The sequence below is a fragment of the Sulfitobacter sp. M05 genome, assembly GCF_029285175.1.
Lineage (GTDB): Bacteria > Pseudomonadota > Alphaproteobacteria > Rhodobacterales > Rhodobacteraceae > Sulfitobacter.
Map to the genome: position 1 here is coordinate 266,305 of NZ_JABEDH010000001.1, position 20,085 is coordinate 286,389.

The 20,085-nt window shown below is 57.7% G+C and carries 21 protein-coding genes; 7 read left to right on the plus strand and 14 right to left on the minus strand.

The genetic code is table 11. From position 1 onward, the window contains the following. Positions 1-148: 148 nt before the first annotated feature. The 6 genes from HKX44_RS01315 to HKX44_RS01340 form a co-directional block, all read right to left on the minus strand. Positions 149-1,963, minus strand: coding sequence for a BCCT family transporter (locus tag HKX44_RS01315; protein ID WP_276149499.1), 1,815 nt, complete (start codon positions 1,961-1,963; stop codon positions 149-151). Between the two features lie 85 nt (positions 1,964-2,048). Further along, on the minus strand, positions 2,049-2,699 hold the full coding sequence (locus tag HKX44_RS01320; RefSeq protein WP_276149500.1) for a DUF3726 domain-containing protein: 651 nt from the start codon (positions 2,697-2,699) through the stop codon (positions 2,049-2,051). Then, positions 2,696-4,399: a hypothetical protein gene (locus tag HKX44_RS01325; RefSeq protein ID WP_276149501.1), complete on the minus strand. Its 1,704-nt coding sequence runs from the start codon at positions 4,397-4,399 to the stop codon at positions 2,696-2,698. Before HKX44_RS01325 ends, HKX44_RS01320 begins: the two co-directional genes overlap by 4 nt. Positions 4,400-4,424: 25 nt before the next feature. Then, positions 4,425-5,399 (minus strand): membrane dipeptidase, encoded by a 975-nt coding sequence (locus HKX44_RS01330; protein WP_276150777.1) that lies wholly within the window; start codon positions 5,397-5,399, stop codon positions 4,425-4,427. Continuing rightward, positions 5,399-6,850: an aldehyde dehydrogenase family protein gene (locus tag HKX44_RS01335; protein ID WP_276149502.1), complete on the minus strand. Its 1,452-nt coding sequence runs from the start codon at positions 6,848-6,850 to the stop codon at positions 5,399-5,401. The genes HKX44_RS01330 and HKX44_RS01335 overlap by 1 nt, the downstream gene beginning before the upstream one ends. A 109-nt stretch (positions 6,851-6,959) precedes the next feature. Continuing rightward, positions 6,960-7,850: a LysR family transcriptional regulator gene (locus HKX44_RS01340; protein ID WP_276153174.1), complete on the minus strand. Its 891-nt coding sequence runs from the start codon at positions 7,848-7,850 to the stop codon at positions 6,960-6,962. 121 nt (positions 7,851-7,971) lie between these two features. On the opposite strand from HKX44_RS01340, the gene HKX44_RS01345 reads away from it, so the two are divergent. Together HKX44_RS01345 and HKX44_RS01350 are read left to right on the plus strand one after the other, a co-directional pair. Beyond that, the gene (locus HKX44_RS01345; RefSeq protein ID WP_276149504.1) at positions 7,972-8,313 is read left to right on the plus strand and encodes a RidA family protein; all 342 of its coding nucleotides are present in this window, start codon (positions 7,972-7,974) and stop codon (positions 8,311-8,313) included. Between the two features lie 281 nt (positions 8,314-8,594). Beyond that, positions 8,595-9,005 carry a cytochrome c gene (locus HKX44_RS01350; protein ID WP_276149505.1) on the plus strand — a complete coding sequence of 137 codons (411 nt, stop codon included), beginning with the start codon at positions 8,595-8,597 and terminating at the stop codon, positions 9,003-9,005. Here HKX44_RS01350 and HKX44_RS01355 read toward each other — a convergent pair. From HKX44_RS01355 to parE, 4 genes are all read right to left on the minus strand, one after another. Beyond that, positions 9,002-9,694 carry a hypothetical protein gene (locus HKX44_RS01355; RefSeq protein WP_276149506.1) on the minus strand — a complete coding sequence of 231 codons (693 nt, stop codon included), beginning with the start codon at positions 9,692-9,694 and terminating at the stop codon, positions 9,002-9,004. The two genes, HKX44_RS01350 and HKX44_RS01355, sit on opposite strands and share 4 nt — an antisense overlap. Next, entirely contained in the window at positions 9,691-10,092 is a 402-nt protein-coding gene (locus HKX44_RS01360; RefSeq protein ID WP_276149507.1) for a PaaI family thioesterase, read from the minus strand. Before HKX44_RS01360 ends, HKX44_RS01355 begins: the two co-directional genes overlap by 4 nt. A gap of 291 nt (positions 10,093-10,383) precedes the next feature. Continuing rightward, complete coding sequence (locus HKX44_RS01365) at positions 10,384-11,190, minus strand: NYN domain-containing protein (RefSeq protein WP_276149508.1); 807 nt, start codon at positions 11,188-11,190, stop codon at positions 10,384-10,386. Further along, entirely contained in the window at positions 11,187-13,148 is a 1,962-nt protein-coding gene (parE, locus tag HKX44_RS01370) for a DNA topoisomerase IV subunit B (protein WP_276149509.1), read from the minus strand. The genes HKX44_RS01365 and parE overlap by 4 nt, the downstream gene beginning before the upstream one ends. Before the next feature lie 240 nt (positions 13,149-13,388). Here parE and HKX44_RS01375 point away from each other — a divergent pair, with 240 nt between their 5' ends. Further along, complete coding sequence (locus HKX44_RS01375) at positions 13,389-13,997, plus strand: peroxidase-related enzyme (RefSeq protein ID WP_276149510.1); 609 nt, start codon at positions 13,389-13,391, stop codon at positions 13,995-13,997. Positions 13,998-14,068: 71 nt separating this feature from the next. Here the strand turns inward: HKX44_RS01375 and HKX44_RS01380 are convergent, their stop codons facing one another. After that, complete coding sequence (locus HKX44_RS01380) at positions 14,069-14,941, minus strand: alpha/beta hydrolase (protein ID WP_276149511.1); 873 nt, start codon at positions 14,939-14,941, stop codon at positions 14,069-14,071. Between the two features lie 309 nt (positions 14,942-15,250). Between HKX44_RS01380 and HKX44_RS01385 the strand changes: the two genes are divergently transcribed. Next, positions 15,251-16,621, plus strand: coding sequence for an MATE family efflux transporter (locus HKX44_RS01385; protein ID WP_276149512.1), 1,371 nt, complete (start codon positions 15,251-15,253; stop codon positions 16,619-16,621). Between the two features lie 10 nt (positions 16,622-16,631). On the opposite strand, the gene HKX44_RS01390 is transcribed toward HKX44_RS01385, so the two are convergent. Both HKX44_RS01390 and HKX44_RS01395 read right to left on the minus strand, forming a co-directional pair. Beyond that, the gene (locus HKX44_RS01390) at positions 16,632-17,039 is read right to left on the minus strand and encodes a hypothetical protein (protein WP_276149513.1); all 408 of its coding nucleotides are present in this window, start codon (positions 17,037-17,039) and stop codon (positions 16,632-16,634) included. Positions 17,040-17,055: 16 nt separating this feature from the next. Continuing rightward, the gene (locus tag HKX44_RS01395) at positions 17,056-18,258 is read right to left on the minus strand and encodes a pyridoxal phosphate-dependent aminotransferase (protein ID WP_276149514.1); all 1,203 of its coding nucleotides are present in this window, start codon (positions 18,256-18,258) and stop codon (positions 17,056-17,058) included. Positions 18,259-18,356: 98 nt separating this feature from the next. Between HKX44_RS01395 and HKX44_RS01400 the strand changes: the two genes are divergently transcribed. The 3 genes from HKX44_RS01400 to HKX44_RS01410 all read left to right on the plus strand — a co-directional run bounded on the left by HKX44_RS01400 (position 18,357) and on the right by HKX44_RS01410 (position 19,601). After that, the gene (locus HKX44_RS01400) at positions 18,357-18,755 is read left to right on the plus strand and encodes a helix-turn-helix transcriptional regulator (protein ID WP_276149515.1); all 399 of its coding nucleotides are present in this window, start codon (positions 18,357-18,359) and stop codon (positions 18,753-18,755) included. After that, a complete protein-coding gene (locus HKX44_RS01405) occupies positions 18,748-19,014 on the plus strand; it encodes a succinate dehydrogenase assembly factor 2 (protein ID WP_276149516.1) in 267 nt (88 codons plus the stop codon). Before HKX44_RS01400 ends, HKX44_RS01405 begins: the two co-directional genes overlap by 8 nt. Before the next feature lie 86 nt (positions 19,015-19,100). Continuing rightward, on the plus strand, positions 19,101-19,601 hold the full coding sequence (locus tag HKX44_RS01410) for a winged helix DNA-binding protein (protein ID WP_276149517.1): 501 nt from the start codon (positions 19,101-19,103) through the stop codon (positions 19,599-19,601). A gap of 12 nt (positions 19,602-19,613) precedes the next feature. Here the strand turns inward: HKX44_RS01410 and HKX44_RS01415 are convergent, their stop codons facing one another. Further along, positions 19,614-20,063 (minus strand): YHS domain-containing (seleno)protein, encoded by a 450-nt coding sequence (locus HKX44_RS01415; RefSeq protein ID WP_276149518.1) that lies wholly within the window; start codon positions 20,061-20,063, stop codon positions 19,614-19,616. Positions 20,064-20,085: the final 22 nt, after the last annotated feature.

Below are 20,085 nucleotides of genomic sequence, written 5' to 3' on the forward strand. Positions count from 1 at the left end.
GAACTGAGGGGCAAACCGGGCTTGCAAGCCGTCAAGTCCTGTTAGGGTGCGGAAAAACACCCACCCGAGGAAATCCCGGGTGGGTGGTGCAACCTGTTATTCAGGTTTGGTAGGGCGCGCAGGTGGCGCGGTCCTTATGTGTCGCGGGTCAGTCGTTTTTTGCCCGGATGCTGTCACGATACAGCGCCTTCACAAGCGAGATCATCATGAACATCATCACGATTGTGAACGGCAGTGCGCCGATGATCATGGCATTTTGCAGCGCCCCAAAAGGATTGGACTCAGCCCCGCTGTTGCCGGCGATGATCAATGCGCCGATGACGGCGGTCAGGATCAGGCCCCAGATGATGCGGTGCTTGATGCCGGTTTCCTGCTCACCGCCGGACATGATCGTGTTCATCACCAGAATGCCCGAGTCCGCGGAGGTCACGAGGAAGGTCATGATCAGAACCACACACATGATGGTGATGGCTGACAGGAACCCGCCAGAGATCATTTGTCCAAGGGTTGCAAACAACTTGGCAGTGTTGGTTGCGCCGATCAGCGACCCGGCAGCGTCGCCGTTCAGTTCCAGATCAATTGCCGTACCGCCCAGAATGGTCATCCACAAGAAGCAGACGATTGCAGGTGCAATCACGCAGCCAAGGATGAATTCACGCACCGTGCGGCCTTTGGAAATCCGCGCGAGGAACAAGCCTACGAAGGGTGAGAACGCAATCCACCATGCCCAGTAGAACGTGGTCCAGCCGGCCTGCCAGCCGAACTGACGGCCCGGCTCGCCTGCAGCGTAAAGTGCTTCGGCGTCCAGAGCGGCAGCAGAAGCAGGCAGCCCTTCGGTGAACCCGCTCAGGGAACCCCAAGGTGAGGTGGCAGAGCCATAGATTGCTGCGATGTCTTCAGCTGGAAGCGCCTGTGCCGCCTCGGGAAGTGCCGTTGCAAAGGCATCCGCCGCTTGCGGGCCATAAGCGCCGAAGGACAGTTGCACGAAGTGCAGGATGTAATCGACCAGACCGGCACCGAATTTTGTCATGGCAAAGGCGAAGGAGCCGAAAATGACAAAGGTCAACAGCAGGATCACCGACAGAACCAGATTAAGGTTCGAGAGGTATTTGATCCCGCGGCCAACACCAGATACCGCCGAGAGGATCGACAAGCCCATGATCACCAGCAGAGCGGCAATCAGACCAACAGTACTTGGCTTGGGCGCATCCGCGTCCCCGTTCATCAGCCATTCCATGCCGGAAACCGCATAGACGCCATCAACGAACTGGCTGACACCAAAGCCGATGGTGACAGAAACACCAAGGATGGTTGCCACAACGCCCAGCACATCCACCAGATGTCCGAAGAAACCGTTTGCTGCTTTACCCAATAGAGGTGTCAGCGCCGAGCGGATCGTCAGGGGCATCTCGCGGGTATAGGCGTAATAGGCAAGCGACAGGCCGGTCAGAACGTAAATCGCCCAGGCATGGAACCCGTAGTGCAGGAAGGTGTAGCGATACGCTGATTGCACTGCTTCCTCAGTATTCGGGGCAACTGCGCCGGAAAGGATCTCGGGGTTTGACCCCCAAAGGCCAAGCGGTTCGGCAGTGGCGAAAACCATAAGCCCAACACCCAGACCGGCACCAAACATCATGGAAAACCAGGAGAAGTTGGAAAACTCGGGAACAGTGTCCGCCGTACCCAGTTTCTTGCTGCCGGTTGCAGGCAGCAGGGCCAGAACAAACAGAAAAATGGCAAATGCACCGACCGATACGATGTAAAAGCTGTTGAAACCGTTCAACAAGCTGCCGTTGACCGAAGACAGAACGCTGCTGGCATTTCCGGGCCAGACAAGGGCCCAGACAACCAGCGCGACCATAATGGCCTTACTGATCACTGCGATGGGAAGGCTATAGCCTTCGTAAAAACCGGATGGAGCTTTTTCAATCTCCAACTCGGTAAAGGGTGGTTTTATAGACATTTATGGTCCCCTGTTCTTTCGTTGCGCCGTGCTTCGATGTCCCGCAGCCGTTTGACGCTTTGACTGCGGGCTAACTTGTTTCGTGTCAGTCGTTGTCCGAGACACCAGCCCCCGCGCCAAGCAGGCGCGACGCTTCGGTGGCAGGTGCAAATGTGCGTTTTGCAAACATGTCGAGCCGGGCCCATAGATCCGGGCCGACAGTGCCGCGCTGGGCGGGGCGACTGCCGGCGTCCCTGCGCGGCGCGGCAAGTTGGCAGCTCAGTGTCTCTGCCCGGTCTGTGTCGAGGTCACCTTGCGCGGCGTTGACCCAAATCGTGTCACCATCGGTGTCGATTTGTACGTTTTGCCAGATCACCCGCACGGGTTGTTTCAGATGGATCGCGGCCCAGGCTGCGAAAGGCAGGATCAGCAACGGATGCGCCACATTGACCATCGTAACGGGCTGCCCATGGGCAAGCCGGTCTGCGCAATCGTTCAGGGCTGCGCCTGCGGTAAGCGGGCAAAGGTCACCCTTGGGCGCGTGCCATTCACCGTCCAAGGACACCGGCGCGACCGCCAAATGGGGTGCCCCGTCATTTTTGGTCAGCACGTTACACAGGGCGGCGGGCCCCGCAAGATCATGCGAGGCAAGCCACCGTGTGGCACGCCCTGTCTCCTCTGCCATTCCCCAAGACAGACCAGCCCCGCGTGCGGCGCGGATTGCATGGGCGGAAATTTCATTCAAAGAGCGGTTCATGTCGCGGACCTTGTCGCAGGAGGGTAGGACCAGTCATCGCCTTTTGCCGAAGCCAGCTCTTCGGGGTAGGGCGCATTGCCGAACATGCAAATCCGCACCCAACGGTCCGACCTTGGGTCGAAATGCGTCGCCCCAAAGAACGACAGTTTACAGCGCAGCATATCAATCGGCATCAGCTCCGATCCGATCGTGTTGTCGCGGATTTCCGCATAGGGGGCCTGTGCCACGATCTGGGCCCGCCGCACACTGTGGCGATGCTCGGGGTGGGCCAAAAGGAAGGCTGCCAGCGTGTTGTTGCCATCCTCGTCTTTCAACGCGGCATAAAGCCCGGCTGCATCCCGTCCGGGGGCCAAAGGCTGCTCATAGCAGGCGATGGGTTCTTCGAAACGTTCCCCCAAACGCGGCTCAAGCTTTTCGGCAGAGACATACCATGCGCGGGCGCATTGGTTTTTTTGTGACCAGTCAATATTCAGCGCCCAACCGTAAGAGCGCTCCAGAACCGCGCGCAGGTCGGACACCCGCATTGTGCCATCTATGCGAAACGCCTGCCGGTCCTTGTCTGACATCTGATCGGCCAGATGGTCGACGAGCCGCCCATAGGGTTCCAAGATCAAAGAGGCCAGACATTCCTGCGCATCTTCGCCCAAGGTGTCTTCTGCCCAAGTATAAAGCCTGTCCCATGGGCGGGCATTCTGAAGGTTGGCCTCTGCAACATGGGCGGCCAGTGCCGAGAGGTCGCGGCGTAGGTGTTTCAGTTTCGCGATCTGGACCGGATGCTCGGAATACCAGATGTCAGCGGAAAGGAGGGACCGATCGAGCAGGTCCCGGAACAGCGCAATCTCTGCGTCTGTTGCAACCTCCACATTGCGCACAAGAGCGATTGCCTCTTCGCGGGCTGCAATCCAGTTGTTGAATAATTTCGGGTGGTTGATCAAAAACGGTGCCATGCCCAACCCGGTGGAGTTTCCAATACCCATGCTGCGGGCGATCTCTGCATCCAACGTCACCGCATCTGCGCCCCCTTTAAGGGCAGCCATATGTTGTACCAGATCACGCACATAGGTGCGGGTGAGAAAGACCGAGAGCATCTCGATCTGGAACGGGGCGGCGCATTCGGCGCGGTCTGCGATCACCTCGCGGTCTGCCGCACCCAGTTTGCCGGACCCGTAAACCGCTGTGGTGCGCATAAGATAGCCGACTTTATCGACCTCGTGTTGATCCGGCTGCGTGCCAGCGGCAAGGCGTGACACCACATGATCCCACAGCCGGACGGACCGGTTCGCGCGAGAGACAGAGAGTTCGGTTTCGCGCACGCGGCCCGCTTCCTGAAGCGGGATATTGGCGCGCAGCCTTTCGATGTCAGCCTTATCGGGAACGCCGTCAAACATCGTAAAGGTGCTGTCCCAAGCCGTTGCAATCACCCTGTCAGAGCGGTCTTGCGGCGGCAGGTCATGGCCAAAGGCGATGAGGGAATAGGTGCGGTCGGGGGTCTGCGCGCAGTAGACGGCATGGCCGACCCCCTTGTCGTCAAATTCAAAGACCGGACGGGAAAAGGTCCAGTTTTCGCGGGTCATTCGGCGGGTCAGAATTCGCATGAAGGACAGGCGAGACTGATGAAACGACCCCAGTCGAGAAAGCCGCATGACCCGTTCGGGATCACGTTTGGCAATGGTCTGTGATGTCTCTGCCTTTGGCTGCATGGCCTGTCCTCCCCGACGGATCCTGTTAGCTTAGTGGTGTAAAGTTTTCCGCATAAAACCTGTGCCAGTTGTCTCCCATGATGCCTGCGACCTCCCCGTCGCTCAGCCCCGTGGCGCGCAAACCGGCCTTGATATTCCCAAAGTCCCGGTTGTCGTTGAACCAATGCGGCATCGGCGGGAACCCGGGTGCTGCCGCTGATCCCTCGCCATAGTCTATTTCCTTGCTCCAGCGGCCGACGCGCATCCATTCTACAATACTGTCGGGCTGGTCCTGACACAGATCCGTCCCAATCCCGAGGTTTTGCGACCCGAACTTCTCAGCTGTGCGGGCAATCATCTCGCAAAAGCTCTCGAGGGTGCAGTCGGATTTGCCCTTGAGGTGGTGCGGATAGACAGAGAATCCCAACATTCCGCCGTTCTGCGTCACCGCGCGGATCACGTCGTCCTTTTTGTTGCGCAAGGCGGGTGACCATTCATAAGGGTTGGCATGGGTAATCGCGATGGGGCGCTCAGAGATGTCTGCCGCTTCAATGGTTGAACGATCCGCCGAATGGCTCATGTCAACGACCAGCCCAACCCGGTTCATTTCCTTGATCACCTGACGGCCCATGCGGGTGATGCCCGTGTCTTCGGCCTCGTAACAGCCCGTCGCCAGCAAGGACTGGTTGTTATAGGTCAGCTGCATAAAGCGCGCGCCAAGGGTATGCACGATTTCGACCAGCCCAATGTCGTCCTCAATCGGGCTGGGGTTCTGGAAACCGAAGAAGATCGCGGTCTTGCCCTCGGCCTTGGCGCGGTCCACGTCGCTGGCCCATTGGCCCTTGATGATCAGGTCGGGATATTGTTCGAACCAGCGGTTCCACTGCTCAAAATTCAACACCGTCTCGCGGAAGTTCTCGTGATAAGCGATGGTAACATGCACCGCGTCCACGCCGCCCGCGCGCATCTGACGAAAGATTTTCTCTGACCAGTTGGCGTATTGAAGGTTATCGATCAGCATCATGATGGCACACCCGAAGAAATATAAGCCGTTTTCACAATCGTATAGAACTCAGCCGCTGAACGCCCCTGTTCGCGTGGTCCGTAGGAACTGTCACCGCGCCCGCCAAACGGCACGTGATAGTCGGTGCCGGCGGTTGGCAGGTTGACCATAACACAGCCTGATTGCGCATTGCGGCGGAAATGGGTGGCGCGGGCCAGATTGGTGGTGACAATCCCTGCGGTCAGGCCAAAATTGGTGTCGTTGACCACATGCAGCGCCTCGTCATAGCTGGCAACAGGGATGACACAGGCGAGGGGGGCAAACATCTCTTCACGGTTGATCCGCATGTCATTGTTGGTGCCCACAAAGACGCCGGGTGACATATAGTAACCCTCGGTCGGCATTTCCAAACGTTGACCGCCGCACAACAGCTCTGCCCCTTCGGAGGCCGCAAGATCGACGTAAGCAAGGTTTTCGTTCAATTGCTGTTCAGACACAACCGGGCCCATCTGGGTGCCGGCCTCAAGCGCGTGACCGACTTTCATCGCCTTGGCACCCGCAACCAATTTTTCGACAAACTGATCATGCACGGACTGATGCACAACCAGACGGGAGGAGGCGGTGCATTTTTGCCCCGATCCGCCAAATGCGCCGCCCAATGCCAGCGAAACAGCCAGATCCAGATCGGCGTCATCCATCACGGCGAGGGCGTTCTTTGAGCCCATCTCCATCTGGACACGTGTGAGGTTCTGGATGGCGCTGGCGGCGATGCCTTTGCCAACAGGAACCGATCCGGTAAAGCTGATGGCGTTTACTTTGGGGCTTTCGACCAAGCGTTGACCGATCGCGCTGCCCGCACCCATCACAAGCGACACAAGGCCCTTGGGGATGTCCTGACGCGCGATGATCTCAACCAGAGCCACAGCAGAGGCCGGCGTGACATTTGCGGGTTTCCAGACCACGGCATTGCCGTAACACAGGGCCGGTGCGATTTTCCATGAGGCGGTTGCCGTTGGGAAGTTCCATGGCGAGATGACAGCCACAACACCCACAGGTTCGCGGCGCACGTCAATTTCGATCCCGTCGCGCACAGAATCCGCAGTCTCGCCCATCTGGCGCAGTGTTTCAGCGGCGTAATAGGTAAAGAACTGGCCGGCGCGGTAGACTTCACCTTTGCCCTCCGCTAGCGGCTTGCCTTCTTCGCGGGCCAGCAGGGTGCCCAACTCTTCGGCGCGTTGCATCATCTCGGTGCCGATGGCCATCAGGACGTTGTATTTGCGTTCGATCCCGTAGGCCGCCCATTCCACCTGCGCACGCCGTGCCTGTTCCAGCGTCGCATCCAGCTGGTCCGGCGTTGCCTGTGCGAACATCCCAATGAGATCGGTCAGGTCGGAAGGGTTGCGGTTTTCGATCTCAGATGCACCCGGCACCCATTCACCTGCGATTAAGTTCAAGTTGGTGTCCGGCATGATGTATCCCTTTTTATCTGAAGTCGCAGCAGCGCGCAGGGGGAGGATAGCCTGAACTGTTGATTCAGGCATTTGCAATTTACTTTATTTTTATTCAGGATTTCTGAAGTCAGGCTGAAGGCACCAGACTGCCATCCCGCTTCATCTCGGTCACAAGTTTGAAAAATTCGCGGGCTGCGGGCATCAACAGGTTGTTTGGGCGCGACATCATATGCACCGTGCGCCGCGTGGTCACGTCAGCGAGGGGCAGGAATGCGAATTCGTCCAGCCGGTTGATCACGGCCAGCTGCGGCAGAACCGTTATCCCGATTCCCTGTCGTACAAGCCCCAGCAAGGACGCCGTATTGGGGACCATTAAACGTGAACGCGCCAATATGGGGGCAAAATCCGGGTCGGTGATCAAATGACAAAGGCCGTTTGCGATGATCATCTGATCGCCCATCGTGCGCCATGCCAGCTGATCCCAATTTGCGACAAGGGGATGATCTTTGCAGCAGACCAGACCAAAGGCGTCGCTGAAAAGCTCGCTCCGGCGCATCCCGTCAATTTCAGGAAAAGAACCAATCCCGATATCTGCGCGTTCATGGCCTAGTTCGCGTGCGATTGTTGCGGAATCCATGTCGCGCAGATCAATCTGAACCTTAGGGTACTTCGCTGCAAACTTTGAGATAACCGGGGGCAAGACCGTTGTTGCCACAGAGGGGGTTACAGCCAGCCGCAGGTAGCCAAGTTCTGATTGTGACAACCCCTCGATGACGGAAACCGTGTTCTCGAAATGGCTGACTTCGCGGCGTGCTTCTACCAGGATCAGCTCTCCGATCGGGGTCAGGCGCGACTTGCGCGCGGTTTCGAACAAGGCAGAGCCGACATGCTCTTCGAATTGCTTCAACATCATGGACAACGCAGAGGGGGTGCGCCCCAGCGCTTCGGCGGCTTCTGAAAGGCTGCCATGGGCGGCCACCATGACAAAACAGCGGAGCATATCAATCTTGATCGCCAACTTAAATATTCCTGAAATAGATTCAATGAAATCGAGTTTGCCTCAATTTTGAACTCGTGACCATATGGCAATCTCAGCATCCCTTAGGGGATGCAGCACAACATAAACGCAAGGAATTCCCATGATCGAACGCATCGACACCGGCACACGGTCTTCGAAAATCGTGAAACATAATGGTTTGGTCTACCTGACCGGCCAAGTGGCCGAGGGAGACACGATCCAAGATCAGGTACGCACATGTCTGGCCAATATCGATACCCTTTTAGAGCGCGCGGGATCGTCCCGTGAAAACATGCTGCGGGTCACCATCTGGTTGGCAGACATGAAGGACTTTGACGGGTTGAACGAAGTCTGGAACGCTTGGGTCCCCGCCGGCCACGCACCGGCCCGCGCCTGTGGTGAAGCCAGATTGGCCCGCCCCGAGTTGAAAGTAGAGTTCATTGTCGACGCGGTGTATTCATAAATCTGAGCATCCCCACGACATCCAACCCGAAGCAGGTACCGGCAGGTTTATGCCGGTACGTGACGGGGGGCTGGCTCTGCCTCTGACCTGCGCCATATCTGCTTGAAGTAAAAACTACTCCTGCGCAGGGGCTGCTCATCAGGAACGCAATCGGATAAACCGGGAGGGCAGGTTTACGGAGGGGGCAGGATTAATGGGGCTTGAGCCCAAAGTTGATCTAGGTCATGGCCTTGTGTGTCTGATCTGTCAGGCTACCCATCACACCAAAACGGGAGCGCATTATGAACGTCACGACTTTTTCTTTGGGGGCCGGAGCGGCGCTTGCTGTATTGGTGGCCTGTGCCCCTGTATCCATGCCAGAACCTTCCGAGGGGCAGGCGTTTTTTGCGCAGAACTGTGCGTCTTGTCACGGCAACAGTGGCCGCGGGAACGGCCCGGTCAGCGCTGATTTGACGCCCAAGCCCAGTGACCTTACGGTTCTGGCGCGCGGCAACGGCGGCACTTTTCCGACCGCCCGTGCGCTCAGCTATATCTGGGGCGATCCGGCGGACAACCACCTGACCCGTGTGATGCCGGAATTCGGCCCGGCCATGGCCGACGATCTGGTGCCGGTAGAGGTTGACGGGGTGCTGACCCCGACACCGCGCGCCTTGGCTGGTTTGCTGGGCTATCTGGAAAGCATCCAGCGTTAACCGCAGATTCCGCGCACCTCAAGCCCGTCCCACGGCAGGCGCACACTCCATTCGCGTGTCTGGGGCAGGGGTTTGACCGGCATCACCTGAGCAATCAGCCCGTGCAGGCGTTGCGTGCGCGGGGCGGTGGGCGCAAGGGCGCGGCAACACACGTATTCCTCGACAATTGAGCCTTGCTGTTCAAATCCGAAGTCGCCGAATTTGCGCATCTTGTCGATCTCAAAGAGATAGGGGTCGGCACCGCCGCCATGTTCGGACGCCGCCCGCAGCGGTGAATAGCCGGTGGTGGCGCGGTTCTGCCATTGCCAGACATGGGTCATCTCATGGGCGAACAGCATGGCGGCGATAAGGCCGATGGTATCGGGGTATTCAGGCAGGTAGTCGTCGATAAACCAGTCCTTATCAAAGAGGACACGGTTATAGAGCGCCACAGCGGCGGGTTTTGTCGTTACAATTTCTTCTGTCGGCGGGGGCAGGATCAATTCGCGACAGGTGGTGCGCGGGCGCGGTTTGCGCCGGAATGTGACCGCGCGCGTGGGTGCCCCATCATGCAGGCGCACGCGGTCATAGTTCAAAGTATCGCCGTGGATCGTGCCCAGAAAGGCGCGTTCATTCTCGGTCAGGGGCCGGCCACAGGCGGCCAGCAACAGACAGAGGGCCAGGGCGCGGATGATTTGATGTCCGATCATCGGGCGAAAGTGGCGGTGGCCAGGGCCACAGGCTTGCCCGAGGGTTCGGCGATCAGAGTGCAGCGGGCAAAGAGCATTGATTTCCCGGCGCGGGTCACCTCCGCCTCGCAGCGGATGCTGTCGCCCGTCGCGGGCCGCAGGAACTGGGTGTCCAGCGTCACAGTGCCCACGGGTTCGGGCGCGTCCAGATGGCCGAAACAGGCAAAGACCATGGCGGTATCAGCCAGCGCGGTGAGGGCCTGACCACAGACGATGTCGCCAATGCGTTTGATGTCGGGGCTGATTGGGATGGTCATGACAGTCTTGGTCGCGGAGATTTCATTGATCACGGGGGACAGGGCCTTGATCCAAGGGGCGAACCCCTGATCAAGGATGGTCTGGGCGGTTTCGGGTGTCATGTCTGCGGGTTCCGTTATGGGTGGGGTGCGTCCACCCTAGGGCGTGATTTCGCAGGTGCAACCCACGCGCGCCCTTGATCGGAGTTCCCCCGTAGCCACAGATGCTATGTCCACCAATGCGCCAAACGTAACCGTTGTTAAATGCCCGTTGCACAGCCTCACTTAGGTTGCGTTGAAGCCCCTTCCCCATGGGGGGAAGGGAAGGGGCTATGCGCCAAAGGCGCATTGGGATGCGGTAACGAGTGTTGGGAGCGGAAGGCCGACAGCGTGATGATAGCAGGAGGGCGCGGTTCACCCGCTAGAAAACATTTTTACGAGCAACCTTTTTGCCCTTTCGTCCGAAACGTTAAAGTTGTGGATTTCACTCTGATTGCTGGAAGGGAAATGCAGAACAACAGCAATTAAATCGGTGTCACGCTGTACAATCGCCACTTCTGTTCCGTCAATGGTGCTGTTTGCGATGACAGTTGCTGCGGTTCCAAGTTTTGAAACGTTATAATGCTCTTGGGCGCGTTCTATGCTGGTAACGGCATTTGTAGTTACGCCCGGAATGCAGCGGGCAAGTAACAATCTACCGATGCGAACATAATTATCCGAATTGTCTCGCATTCTTGGCGAAACGCTGCCGATATTTGGATTGCCGAAGGCGCAAACGGTTGTAGAGATACCTAAATCGACTAACGCATTTATTAAAGGCAAGAGATCTCCGTCGTCACTGAAGATAATCGCTCCAGACAGTTTGTCCTGAGCTGCTAATTGCATGGCTTCAACAGCTAGGCGAACATCGACTCCTTCTTCCTTACTCTTCTCCCCTATTTTCTTTAGAAGAGTGAACCGCACAATATGTGAAGGGACGGTTTGCAATTTCCTCACAAAGCCATTTGGCTCGCCATTCTTTCTTATTGCGCAATAAAGGTAAATCCGTTTTGCGTTACAGGTTTTTGTGACGCCAGAAAAATAAAATTCTTGAATCTCTTCGTTTTCAAAGCCAAAACTTCTCAATTTTTCCCACAATTTCTGGCGAACATTTTCAGCGTCTATGAACCCGTAGACGACATCTTGACTATTTCGCGGGAAATTCCATGAACCAATGGTCAAACATCCAACTCCTCCATAGCCGCAAACTTCGCGTTCTCCTGAATGTACTGGAACCGCAACTCCGGCTTTTTCCCCATCAAACGCTCTACCAGATCGCCGGTTTCACCCGGTACATCCTCTTGCACCGATACCCTAATCAACTTGCGCGTTGCGGGGTCCATTGTGGTTTCTTTCAGGTCCTTCGCGTCCATCTCGCCCAGACCCTTAAAGCGTTGCAAATCAATCTTGCCCTTGCCGCCAAGACCCTTTTCCAACCAGTGGTTTTTCTCTGCGTCATCCGCCACATAGAGCCGTTTCGCCCCCTGTGTCAGGCGGAACAGCGGCGGGCAGGCCAGATAGAGGTGGCCGCCGTCAATCAAGGGGCGCATCTGCGTGTAGAAAAACGTCATCAACAGTGCCGCGATATGCGCCCCGTCGACATCCGCATCGGTCATAATGATGATCTTGTCATAGCGCAGGTCATCAAGGTTGAATTTGGTGCCCATGCCACAGCCCAGCGCCTCGCAAAGGTCGCTGATTTCCGCATTTGTTGTCAGCTTGGACGAGGCCGCCCCCAGCACGTTCAGAATTTTGCCCTTCAGCGGCAGCAACGCTTGTGTCTTGCGGTCCCGCGCGCCTTTGCCCGAGCCACCGGCAGAGTCGCCCTCGACGATGAACAACTCGGTGCCAGTGCGGTCCTTGTTGGTGCAATCGGTTAGTTTGCCGGGCAGGCGCAGTTTTTTCGTTGCGGATTTGCGCGCGGTTTCCTTTTCCTGACGGCGGCGCAGGCGTTCTTCGGCCCGCAGCACCAGAAAATCAAGAATGGCACCGGCGGATTTTGTATCTGCCGCCAGCCAGTTGTCGAAATGGTCGCGCACCGCGCCCTCGGTCATTTTCTGGGCGGATTCCGTTGACAAGCGGTCCTTGGTCTGGCCCACAAAGGCCGGATCAGCGATGAAGCAGGACACAAGGGCACAGCCGCCTGAAACCAGGTCTTCACGGGTGATCTGTGCGGCCTTTTTGTTATGCGACAATTCGCCGTAAGCCTTGATCCCCTTGAGGATCGCAGCCCAGAAACCGGCGACATGGGTGCCGCCCTCGGGGGTGGGAACCGTGTTACAATAGGACTGGATGAACCCGTCTTTGGTCGGGGTCCAGTTGATCGCCCATTCCACTTTACCCGGTGCGCCGAATTTCTCCTGAAAATCCACGGTGCCGGCAAAGGGCGCATCGGCATAGGTCATCGCCCCGCCCAGCGTCTCCTTGAGGTAATCAGACAGGCCGCCGGGGAAATGAAAAGTCGCCTCTTGCGGAGTGTCGCCATCTGCGATCTCGGATTTCCAACGGATTTCGACGCCGGAGAACAAATAGGCCTTGGACTGGACAGATTTATAAAGTTTCGAGGGTTTGAAGCGATGCCCGCCAAAGATATCTGGGTCGGCGTGGAAGGTCACCGTGGTGCCGCGCCGATTGGGGGCCGCACCCAGCTTTTCCAAGGGGCCCAGCGGCACACCGCGCGAAAACCGTTGTTCGAACAATTCGCGGTTGCGCGCGACCTGTACAACCATGCTGTCGGACAGGGCGTTCACCACTGAAGAGCCCACACCGTTCAAACCGCCCGAGGTCTGATAGGCCTTGCCTGAAAACTTGCCGCCCGCGTGCAGCGTACAAAGGATCACCTCAAGTGCGGATTTGTCGGGGAATTTGGGGTGGGGATCAATCGGAATACCGCGCCCGTTATCGCGGATGGTGATGGCGTAATCTGCGTGCAGCTCGACCTCAATCCGGTTGGCATGGCCGGCGACGGCCTCGTCCATGGAGTTGTCCAGCACCTCGGCCACCATGTGATGCAGCGCGCGTTCGTCGGTGCCGCCAATGTACATACCGGGGCGCAGGCGCACGGCCTCCAGCCCCTCCAGCACCTCGATCGAGGAGGCGTCGTATTTTTCAGGTTCCTGGCCGGACAGAAGATCGCTCATGGGGCTGCTCGCTGTTTTTGGTTTGCGCTATTCTGACAGGCGCGACAGGGGCGCGCAATCATGCTTCTGGGATCATCCACAGGTTTGATGCGTGAACGGGGCGGCAGGCGGGGCATCGAGGAGATATGGGCAAATCGATTGCCGGCTTTGGCGTACCCGCTGTGCGAATTTGCAAGCGAAGGGGTTGCGTTGTGCGGTGTTTCACGTTTCTTTTCCAAGATCCAAGCAAGGAGCCCTGATATGGCATGGATCAAAACAATTCCTTTCGACGCCGCCACCGGCAAACTGCGCGCGCTGTACAAACGTGTGACCGGGCCGAACAGCAATGTCGACAACATCATGATGATGCATTCGCTGCGCCCGCACACGATGGAAGGGCACATGGCGATTTACAAATATGTACTGCATCACAAGGACAATGCGGTGCCAAAGTGGTTTCTGGAAACGCTGGGGGTTTGGGTATCTTCGCTAAATACCTGTTCCTACTGCGTGGAGCATCACTTTGCCGGCCTGAAACGTCTGTTGCGCGATGATGTGCGGGCCGATGGGTTGCGGGCTGCAATCGAGGCGCGTGATATCGCCGAGGCCCCTTTGGACGGGCGGGAGCAGGAAGCACTGCGCTATGCCCAAAAGCTGACGGTTAATCCGGCGGATTTGGTCCAGAGCGATGTGCAAGCGCTGCGGGATGCAGGTTGGGAGGACGGCGAGATCCTCGAGATTAATCAGGTTAGCGCGTATTTTTCCTATGCCAACCGCACGGTTCTGGGGCTGGGGTGTTCGACGCAGGGCGACGTGATCGGCCTGAGCCCGGGCAACAATGATGATCCCGATGACTGGGGTCATGCGTAGGGCGGGATCAGTCCCGCCACACCCTGTCTTGCTGCTGTAGGGCGGGATTTATCCCGCCATCCACCCATCTATCAAGCAACCCAGTTCAGGATTGCCTGTGCTACGGCCTCGGGTTGCTGATGGTGCAACCAGTGATCTGCGCCGGTGATGTCAACGCGGGTCAACTCCGGGGCAAAATCCTCAAGCCCCTCTGTCGCTTCGGGCAACAGCGCCGTGTCCTCGGCCCCCCAGATCAGCAAATGAGGACAGCGCACATGCAGCTTGTCCAAGGGCAGCTCCGGCATTTGCACAACCTCACCAACCTTTGGCACCACCAGAGGAGAGGCGCGGTACCAGTTCACCATGCCGCGCATCCGTCCGGGGCGTGCCCATTCCGTGCGATAGGCGGCAGCGGTTGCCGCATCCGCCCAAGCATGATTCATACTGGCCGAAAACAAGGTGGAAAGCTTGGCAAAGTCATTTTCGGCCAGCCGGTTTTCAGAGCCTTCGCTGCGCAGGTAGTGGATGTATTGCGAGGCCTCGGCCTGCGCGCCGCCCTTGGCCAACGCGCGCTGGAACGGCACCGGATGCACCCCGTTCATGATGATCAGTTTTTGCACCAGTTCAGGGCGGAACATCGCCAGACCATAGGCAACCGCTGCGCCCCAGTCATGGCCCAGCACATGGATCGGCACATCACCAATCAGTGCGGCCATATCGGCCACCAGCTTTGACGTGGCATATTGGGACACCTCGGCGGGGGCCCAGCTTTGGCCAAATCCGCGCTGGTCTGGTGCAATGCAATGAAAGCGCTGCGCCAATAGGGGGGCAAGCTGTCCCCAGGCACCGCCGTATTCGGGAAACCCGTGCAGCATCAAAAGAACCGGCAGGTTCTCATCCCCCCAATGGCGAATAAAGAACGGGTTGCCATGTAACTCAACAGTCTCTGTTCTGGGCGCGCTCATACATCTGTCCTTCCGGCATTAATCAAATTTGCGCGGGCTTCCTGTGGCCGATAGGGCGGATCGGTGCATTTCGGTTGCAACGATCCTTGGACAAATCCGCGCCAATGTCTCAAACTATCCTCACCCAAGCATATCATTGCCGTATGTACCACTGACGACGCTGGGTTACAGCGACCGGACCCGGCAAGGCAGCGCCTCGTGCGTCCCTATCCGTCGGGATGACCGCATTATTTTGATGGATCAGAGGCCAGGACGATTTCGCGCAGTTGCCCCCTTTCCCTTGGTATCGCCGAGGCGTATGCCTATCAAATGAGCACTTCAATGACATATCCCGGCCACGTCCGCGCGGTCCTCACTCTTGGCCTGCCGCTGATCGGTGGGCACTTGGGGCAAATTGCCATCACGGTGACCGATACGGTCATGGTGGGGTGGTATTCCGTCGAAGCACTGGCCGCGGTCACGCTTGCCGGGACCTGTTTCTTTGTGTTGTTCATTTTCGGATCGGGCTTTGCCTTTGCGGTGATGCCGATGGTGGCGTCTTTTGCTGCCGAAGAGGATGAGGTCGCGATCCGCCGTGCCACGCGTATGGGGCTGTGGTTGTCGCTGGCCTTTGGTGTCGTGGCGCTGCCGGTTCTGATTTTCTCGCAACCCATGCTGCGCCTTTTGGGGCAGGGCGAGGTCGTTGCGGAACAGGCGGCGGCCTATCTTGCGGTGGCGGGTTGGGGAATTTTGCCTGCCCTTCTGGTGATGGTGCTGAAATCCTATCTGGCGGCGCTTGAGCGGACACAGGTGGTGCTGGGCATCACCCTTTTGGCGGCGGCGGTAAATGCACTGGCCAATTATGCGTTTATCTTTGGCAACTGGGGCGCGCCGGAACTGGGCATTGTCGGCGCGGCGCTGGCCTCGGTCACGACACAGCTGGTGTCGCTGGTTGGCGTGGTGATCTATATTCTGGTGGTTGTGCCGCAACACCAGCTGTTTGTGCGGTTCTGGCGGGCGGATTGGCAGATGTTGGTGCGGGTATTCCGTCTGGGCCTGCCGATCGGGTTGACCACGCTCAGCGAAGTGGGGCTGTTTGCCGCCGCTGCGGTGATGATGGGCTGGCTGGGCACCATCCCGCTGGCGGCGCATGGGATTGTGATGCAGCTGGCGTCGATCACGTTCATGGTGCATCTGGGCTTCAGCAATGTGGCCACGATCCGAGCGGGGAACGCGCTGGGCCGGCGGGACACGATGCATATGGCCCGGGGTGCATCGGTTGTGACAACGATGTCCGTGGTTTTTGCCGTTGCGACAATTGCGATTTTCGTCAGCTGGCCAGAGCCGCTGATCCAACTGTTCATGCAGGAGAACGAACCGGCGCGGGCAGAAATTCTGACCGTTGGGGTTGGGCTGTTGGCGATGGCGGCATTGTTCCAGCTGGTCGATGGCGCACAGGTGATTGCCCTTGGCGTGTTGCGCGGGGTGCAGGACACCAACGTGCCCATGTGGATGGCCGCGTTCAGTTATTGGGGCGTTGGCGTACCCTGTTCCTACCTGCTGGGTTTTGTGCTGGGCTGGGACGGCATTGGCGTCTGGGGCGGGTTGGTTATCGGGCTGGCCTTTGCCGCTGTGCTGCTGAATGTCCGGTTCTGGAAATTCACCATGCCGTCCTTGCACAAAAAGTCGCAACAGGCCTGAGGCGGCAGCGCTACCTTTTCTTTTTGAGCAGGCGGTCGGCCTTTTTGCGGACCAATGTGCTGCGCAGGTCGTGCATCGCTAGCAGCAGCTGGTCGGTGACCGCCTCAAGCTGTTCGTCACTGGCCTTGGACTGTGCCCATTGTGTGGTCAGGTTCATATGGTCCACCGCGCGGAAAATGTCGTCGATGTCGCGGCGGGCCAAAACCGCCATGCGCTCGGACATCCAGGTCCGGATGGTTGTTCTGTCCTCTTCGGACAGAGCGCGGTCACCATGCGGTTTGACTTCGCCGTTTTTGATGTTCACAACCGCGATCTGATCCATTTCGATCCGGCGTTGGCGGTTTTCAGTGTCGACGCGAAAGACCGCCGCGCCGTTTTCACGGACGCGGAAGTAATATTCTGGCAGTTCTGCCGACATGGATAACGCTCCCTCTTTACGTCAGGCCCGCACAGAAGGTCTGAATACGGGTGCAGGCCTCTGTCAGAGCTGCATCAGACGTAGCGTAACTCACTCTAAAGTTGGGTGAAAGGCCGAATGCCGCACCAAAGACAACGGCAACGCCGGTCTCTTCCAGCAGGGCCGTGGCGAAAACTTCGTCGTCGGTGATTTTCACACCCGCGGCAGAGGTTTTGCCAATGCAGCCGGCAATCGACGGATAGACATAAAAGGCACCATCCGGCACGGGACAGCGGATGCCATCGGCCTCGTTCAGCATCTTGACCACCAGATCACGCCGGCGGGCGAACATTTCATTGTTCGGCGCGATGAAGTCCTGCGTACCGTTCAATGCCTCGACCGCTGCCCACTGGCTGACCGAACAGGGGTTTGATGTGGATTGCGACTGTACCTTGCGCATTGCCCCGATCAGTTTTTCCGGCCCGGCAGCGTATCCGATGCGCCAGCCCGTCATTGCATAGGCTTTTGATACACCATTGACGGTCAACGTTCGGTCATAAAGCTGTGGCTCCACCTGTGCGGGTGTGCAGAATCTGAAATCATCATAAACCAGATGTTCATACATATCGTCCGTCATCACCATCACATGCGGGTGACGCATCAGAACGTCCGTCAGGGCCTTCAGCTCGTCCCAAGTATACCCCGCACCGGTCGGGTTGGAGGGGGAGTTGAAGATCAGCCATTTGGTCTTGTCGGTAATCGCGGCTTCCAACTGATCCGCTGTCAGCTTGAAACCGGTTTGTAATGACGCCTCTGCAATCACCGGTGTGCCGCCGGCCAGCAGCACCATATCGGGATAGCTGACCCAATAGGGGGCGGGGATCACCACCTCGTCACCCTCGTTCAATGTCGCCATCAACGCATTATACAGGATCTGTTTGCCGCCTGTGCCGACACTGACCTGAGACGGCTTGTAGTCCAGATCGTTGTCGCGTTTGAATTTGGCGCAAATCGCTTGCTTCAGTTCCGCAATACCGTCTACCGCAGTGTATTTGGTCTTGCCTGCATTGATCGCGGCAATCGCTGCATCCTTGATGTTCTGCGGCGTGTCAAAGTCCGGCTCGCCGGCCCCAAGGCCGATGATATCCTGTCCCGCGGCCTTCAATTCGGCCGCTTTGTTGGAAACAGCGATGGTTGGGGACGGTTTGACGCGGTCAAGCGTTGCGGAGAGCAGTTCCATTCTGGGCCTCAGAGCGTTATGGGTTCGTATACACTCATAGGGTCCACCCTTGCGCCGTTCAAGCGCATTGCGCGTGGACAAAAGGGAGAGATGACGCAATGACCGATGAAACAGACTGGTATAGCCCAGAGGCCGCAACATTTGGGGATCGAGTGGCGGCAGCCCGCGAACGTGCTGGTATGACCCAGGGCGTTTTGGCCAAGCGACTGGGCGTAAAGCTGGCTACGCTGCGGGCATGGGAGGAAGACCGTTCAGAACCACGGGCCAACCGGTTGTCCATTTTGGCGGGGTTGCTAAATGTTTCCATGATGTGGCTGATCAACAGTGAGGGCGAGGGCATCGACGCCCCGCAAGATGCTGAGGCCGTGGGCGAAGACATGCAAACAATCCTGGCCGACATCCGGTTGCTGCGGACCGAGATGCTTGCAAATGTTGAGAACCTTGGCCGGCTTGAAAAGCGGCTGCGTCTGGCACTTGAGGCACCACAACATGGCTGAGGAACAGAGGGATCATAAAGTCAAACGGCTGTACATGCGTTCGATCCGGCGTGGCATCAAGGAAATGGACCTGATACTGACCTCATTCGCGGATCGTCATCTGGCGCAGATGGCCGATCCGGGGCTCGACCTTTATGATGCGATGCTTAACGAGAATGATCATGATCTTTATCAATGGGTCACAGGGCAACAACCAGCTCCGGCGCAATTTGCTGGCTTGATTGCTGAAATCAGCGCCGATTTTGCACCGCTTAAATAATCCGCGGCGCGGCATCGGCGCGGTTTAACGAAATATTCTGTTTTATTCTTCAGTTTCTGGCTCAACAAATGAGTCGGAGACCTCGGATGAGTATTCAAGACCCCATCGGGCAAAGCGCTCGAAACAACGATTTTATGATCGGCTATCTCGAAGCGCTTTCATTGGTCGAACGATTGCACCGCTTGCTGCTGGATGTGATAAAAGACGAGTTCGAGCGCGTTGGCGCTCTTGAAATTAACGCGGTTCAGGCGCTTTTGCTCTTCAACATTGGCGACAATGAAGTGACCGCCGGCGAATTGAAAAGCCGCGGTTATTATCAGGGAAGCAACGTCAGCTATAACCTGAAAAAGCTGGTCGAAATGGGATACATGCACCATCAGCGGTGTGAGATTGATCGCCGTTCGGTGCGGGTGCGTCTGACCGAAAAGGGCCGCAACATCCGCGATGTGGTATCAGATCTTTTTGAACGCCATGCGGACGGTTTGCGTGACAAGGGGGTATTGGGACAGGACGGCATCTCCGAAATCACCGGATCGCTGAAACGGATGGAACGTTATTGGACGGATCAGATCCGCTATATCTACTGATCTGCTGGACGATCAGCCGAGGGTGTCCCAATGGGCCTGCGCCTTGGCAATGATTGTTGCGGCATCCTTGTCAAATGCCTTGCCGCCTTTCGGCCGGGCAAAGAGATAAAGCTTTGCCTCAAAAATACGCCAGACCATAGGGTCGCTATCCACGACCTTTTTGAATGACATGGCGCGGGTGCAAAATCCGCCAAACTGTGGGGCAAAGCGGGCAGGGGTTGCGGCAAACATTTCGGCCTCGGTGGCCGTGGAAAACTGCCACGGCGCGCCGCGCCATTCGACCAGATGAGAGGGGTCACCCATATGAGCGGCCCCTTTGCCCCAATAGGCGTGGGTGTCGTAGCCCTGTATCGCCACCCCGTTGCTGCCTGTTGAAACAGGGTGGCCGATGGCAAAAGCAGGCCGTGCTAAGCAGAGGCTGGCAGCGGCGGTGATAAATGAACGGCGGGTCAAATCAAGCATATGACGGTCCTTCGAGATGGCT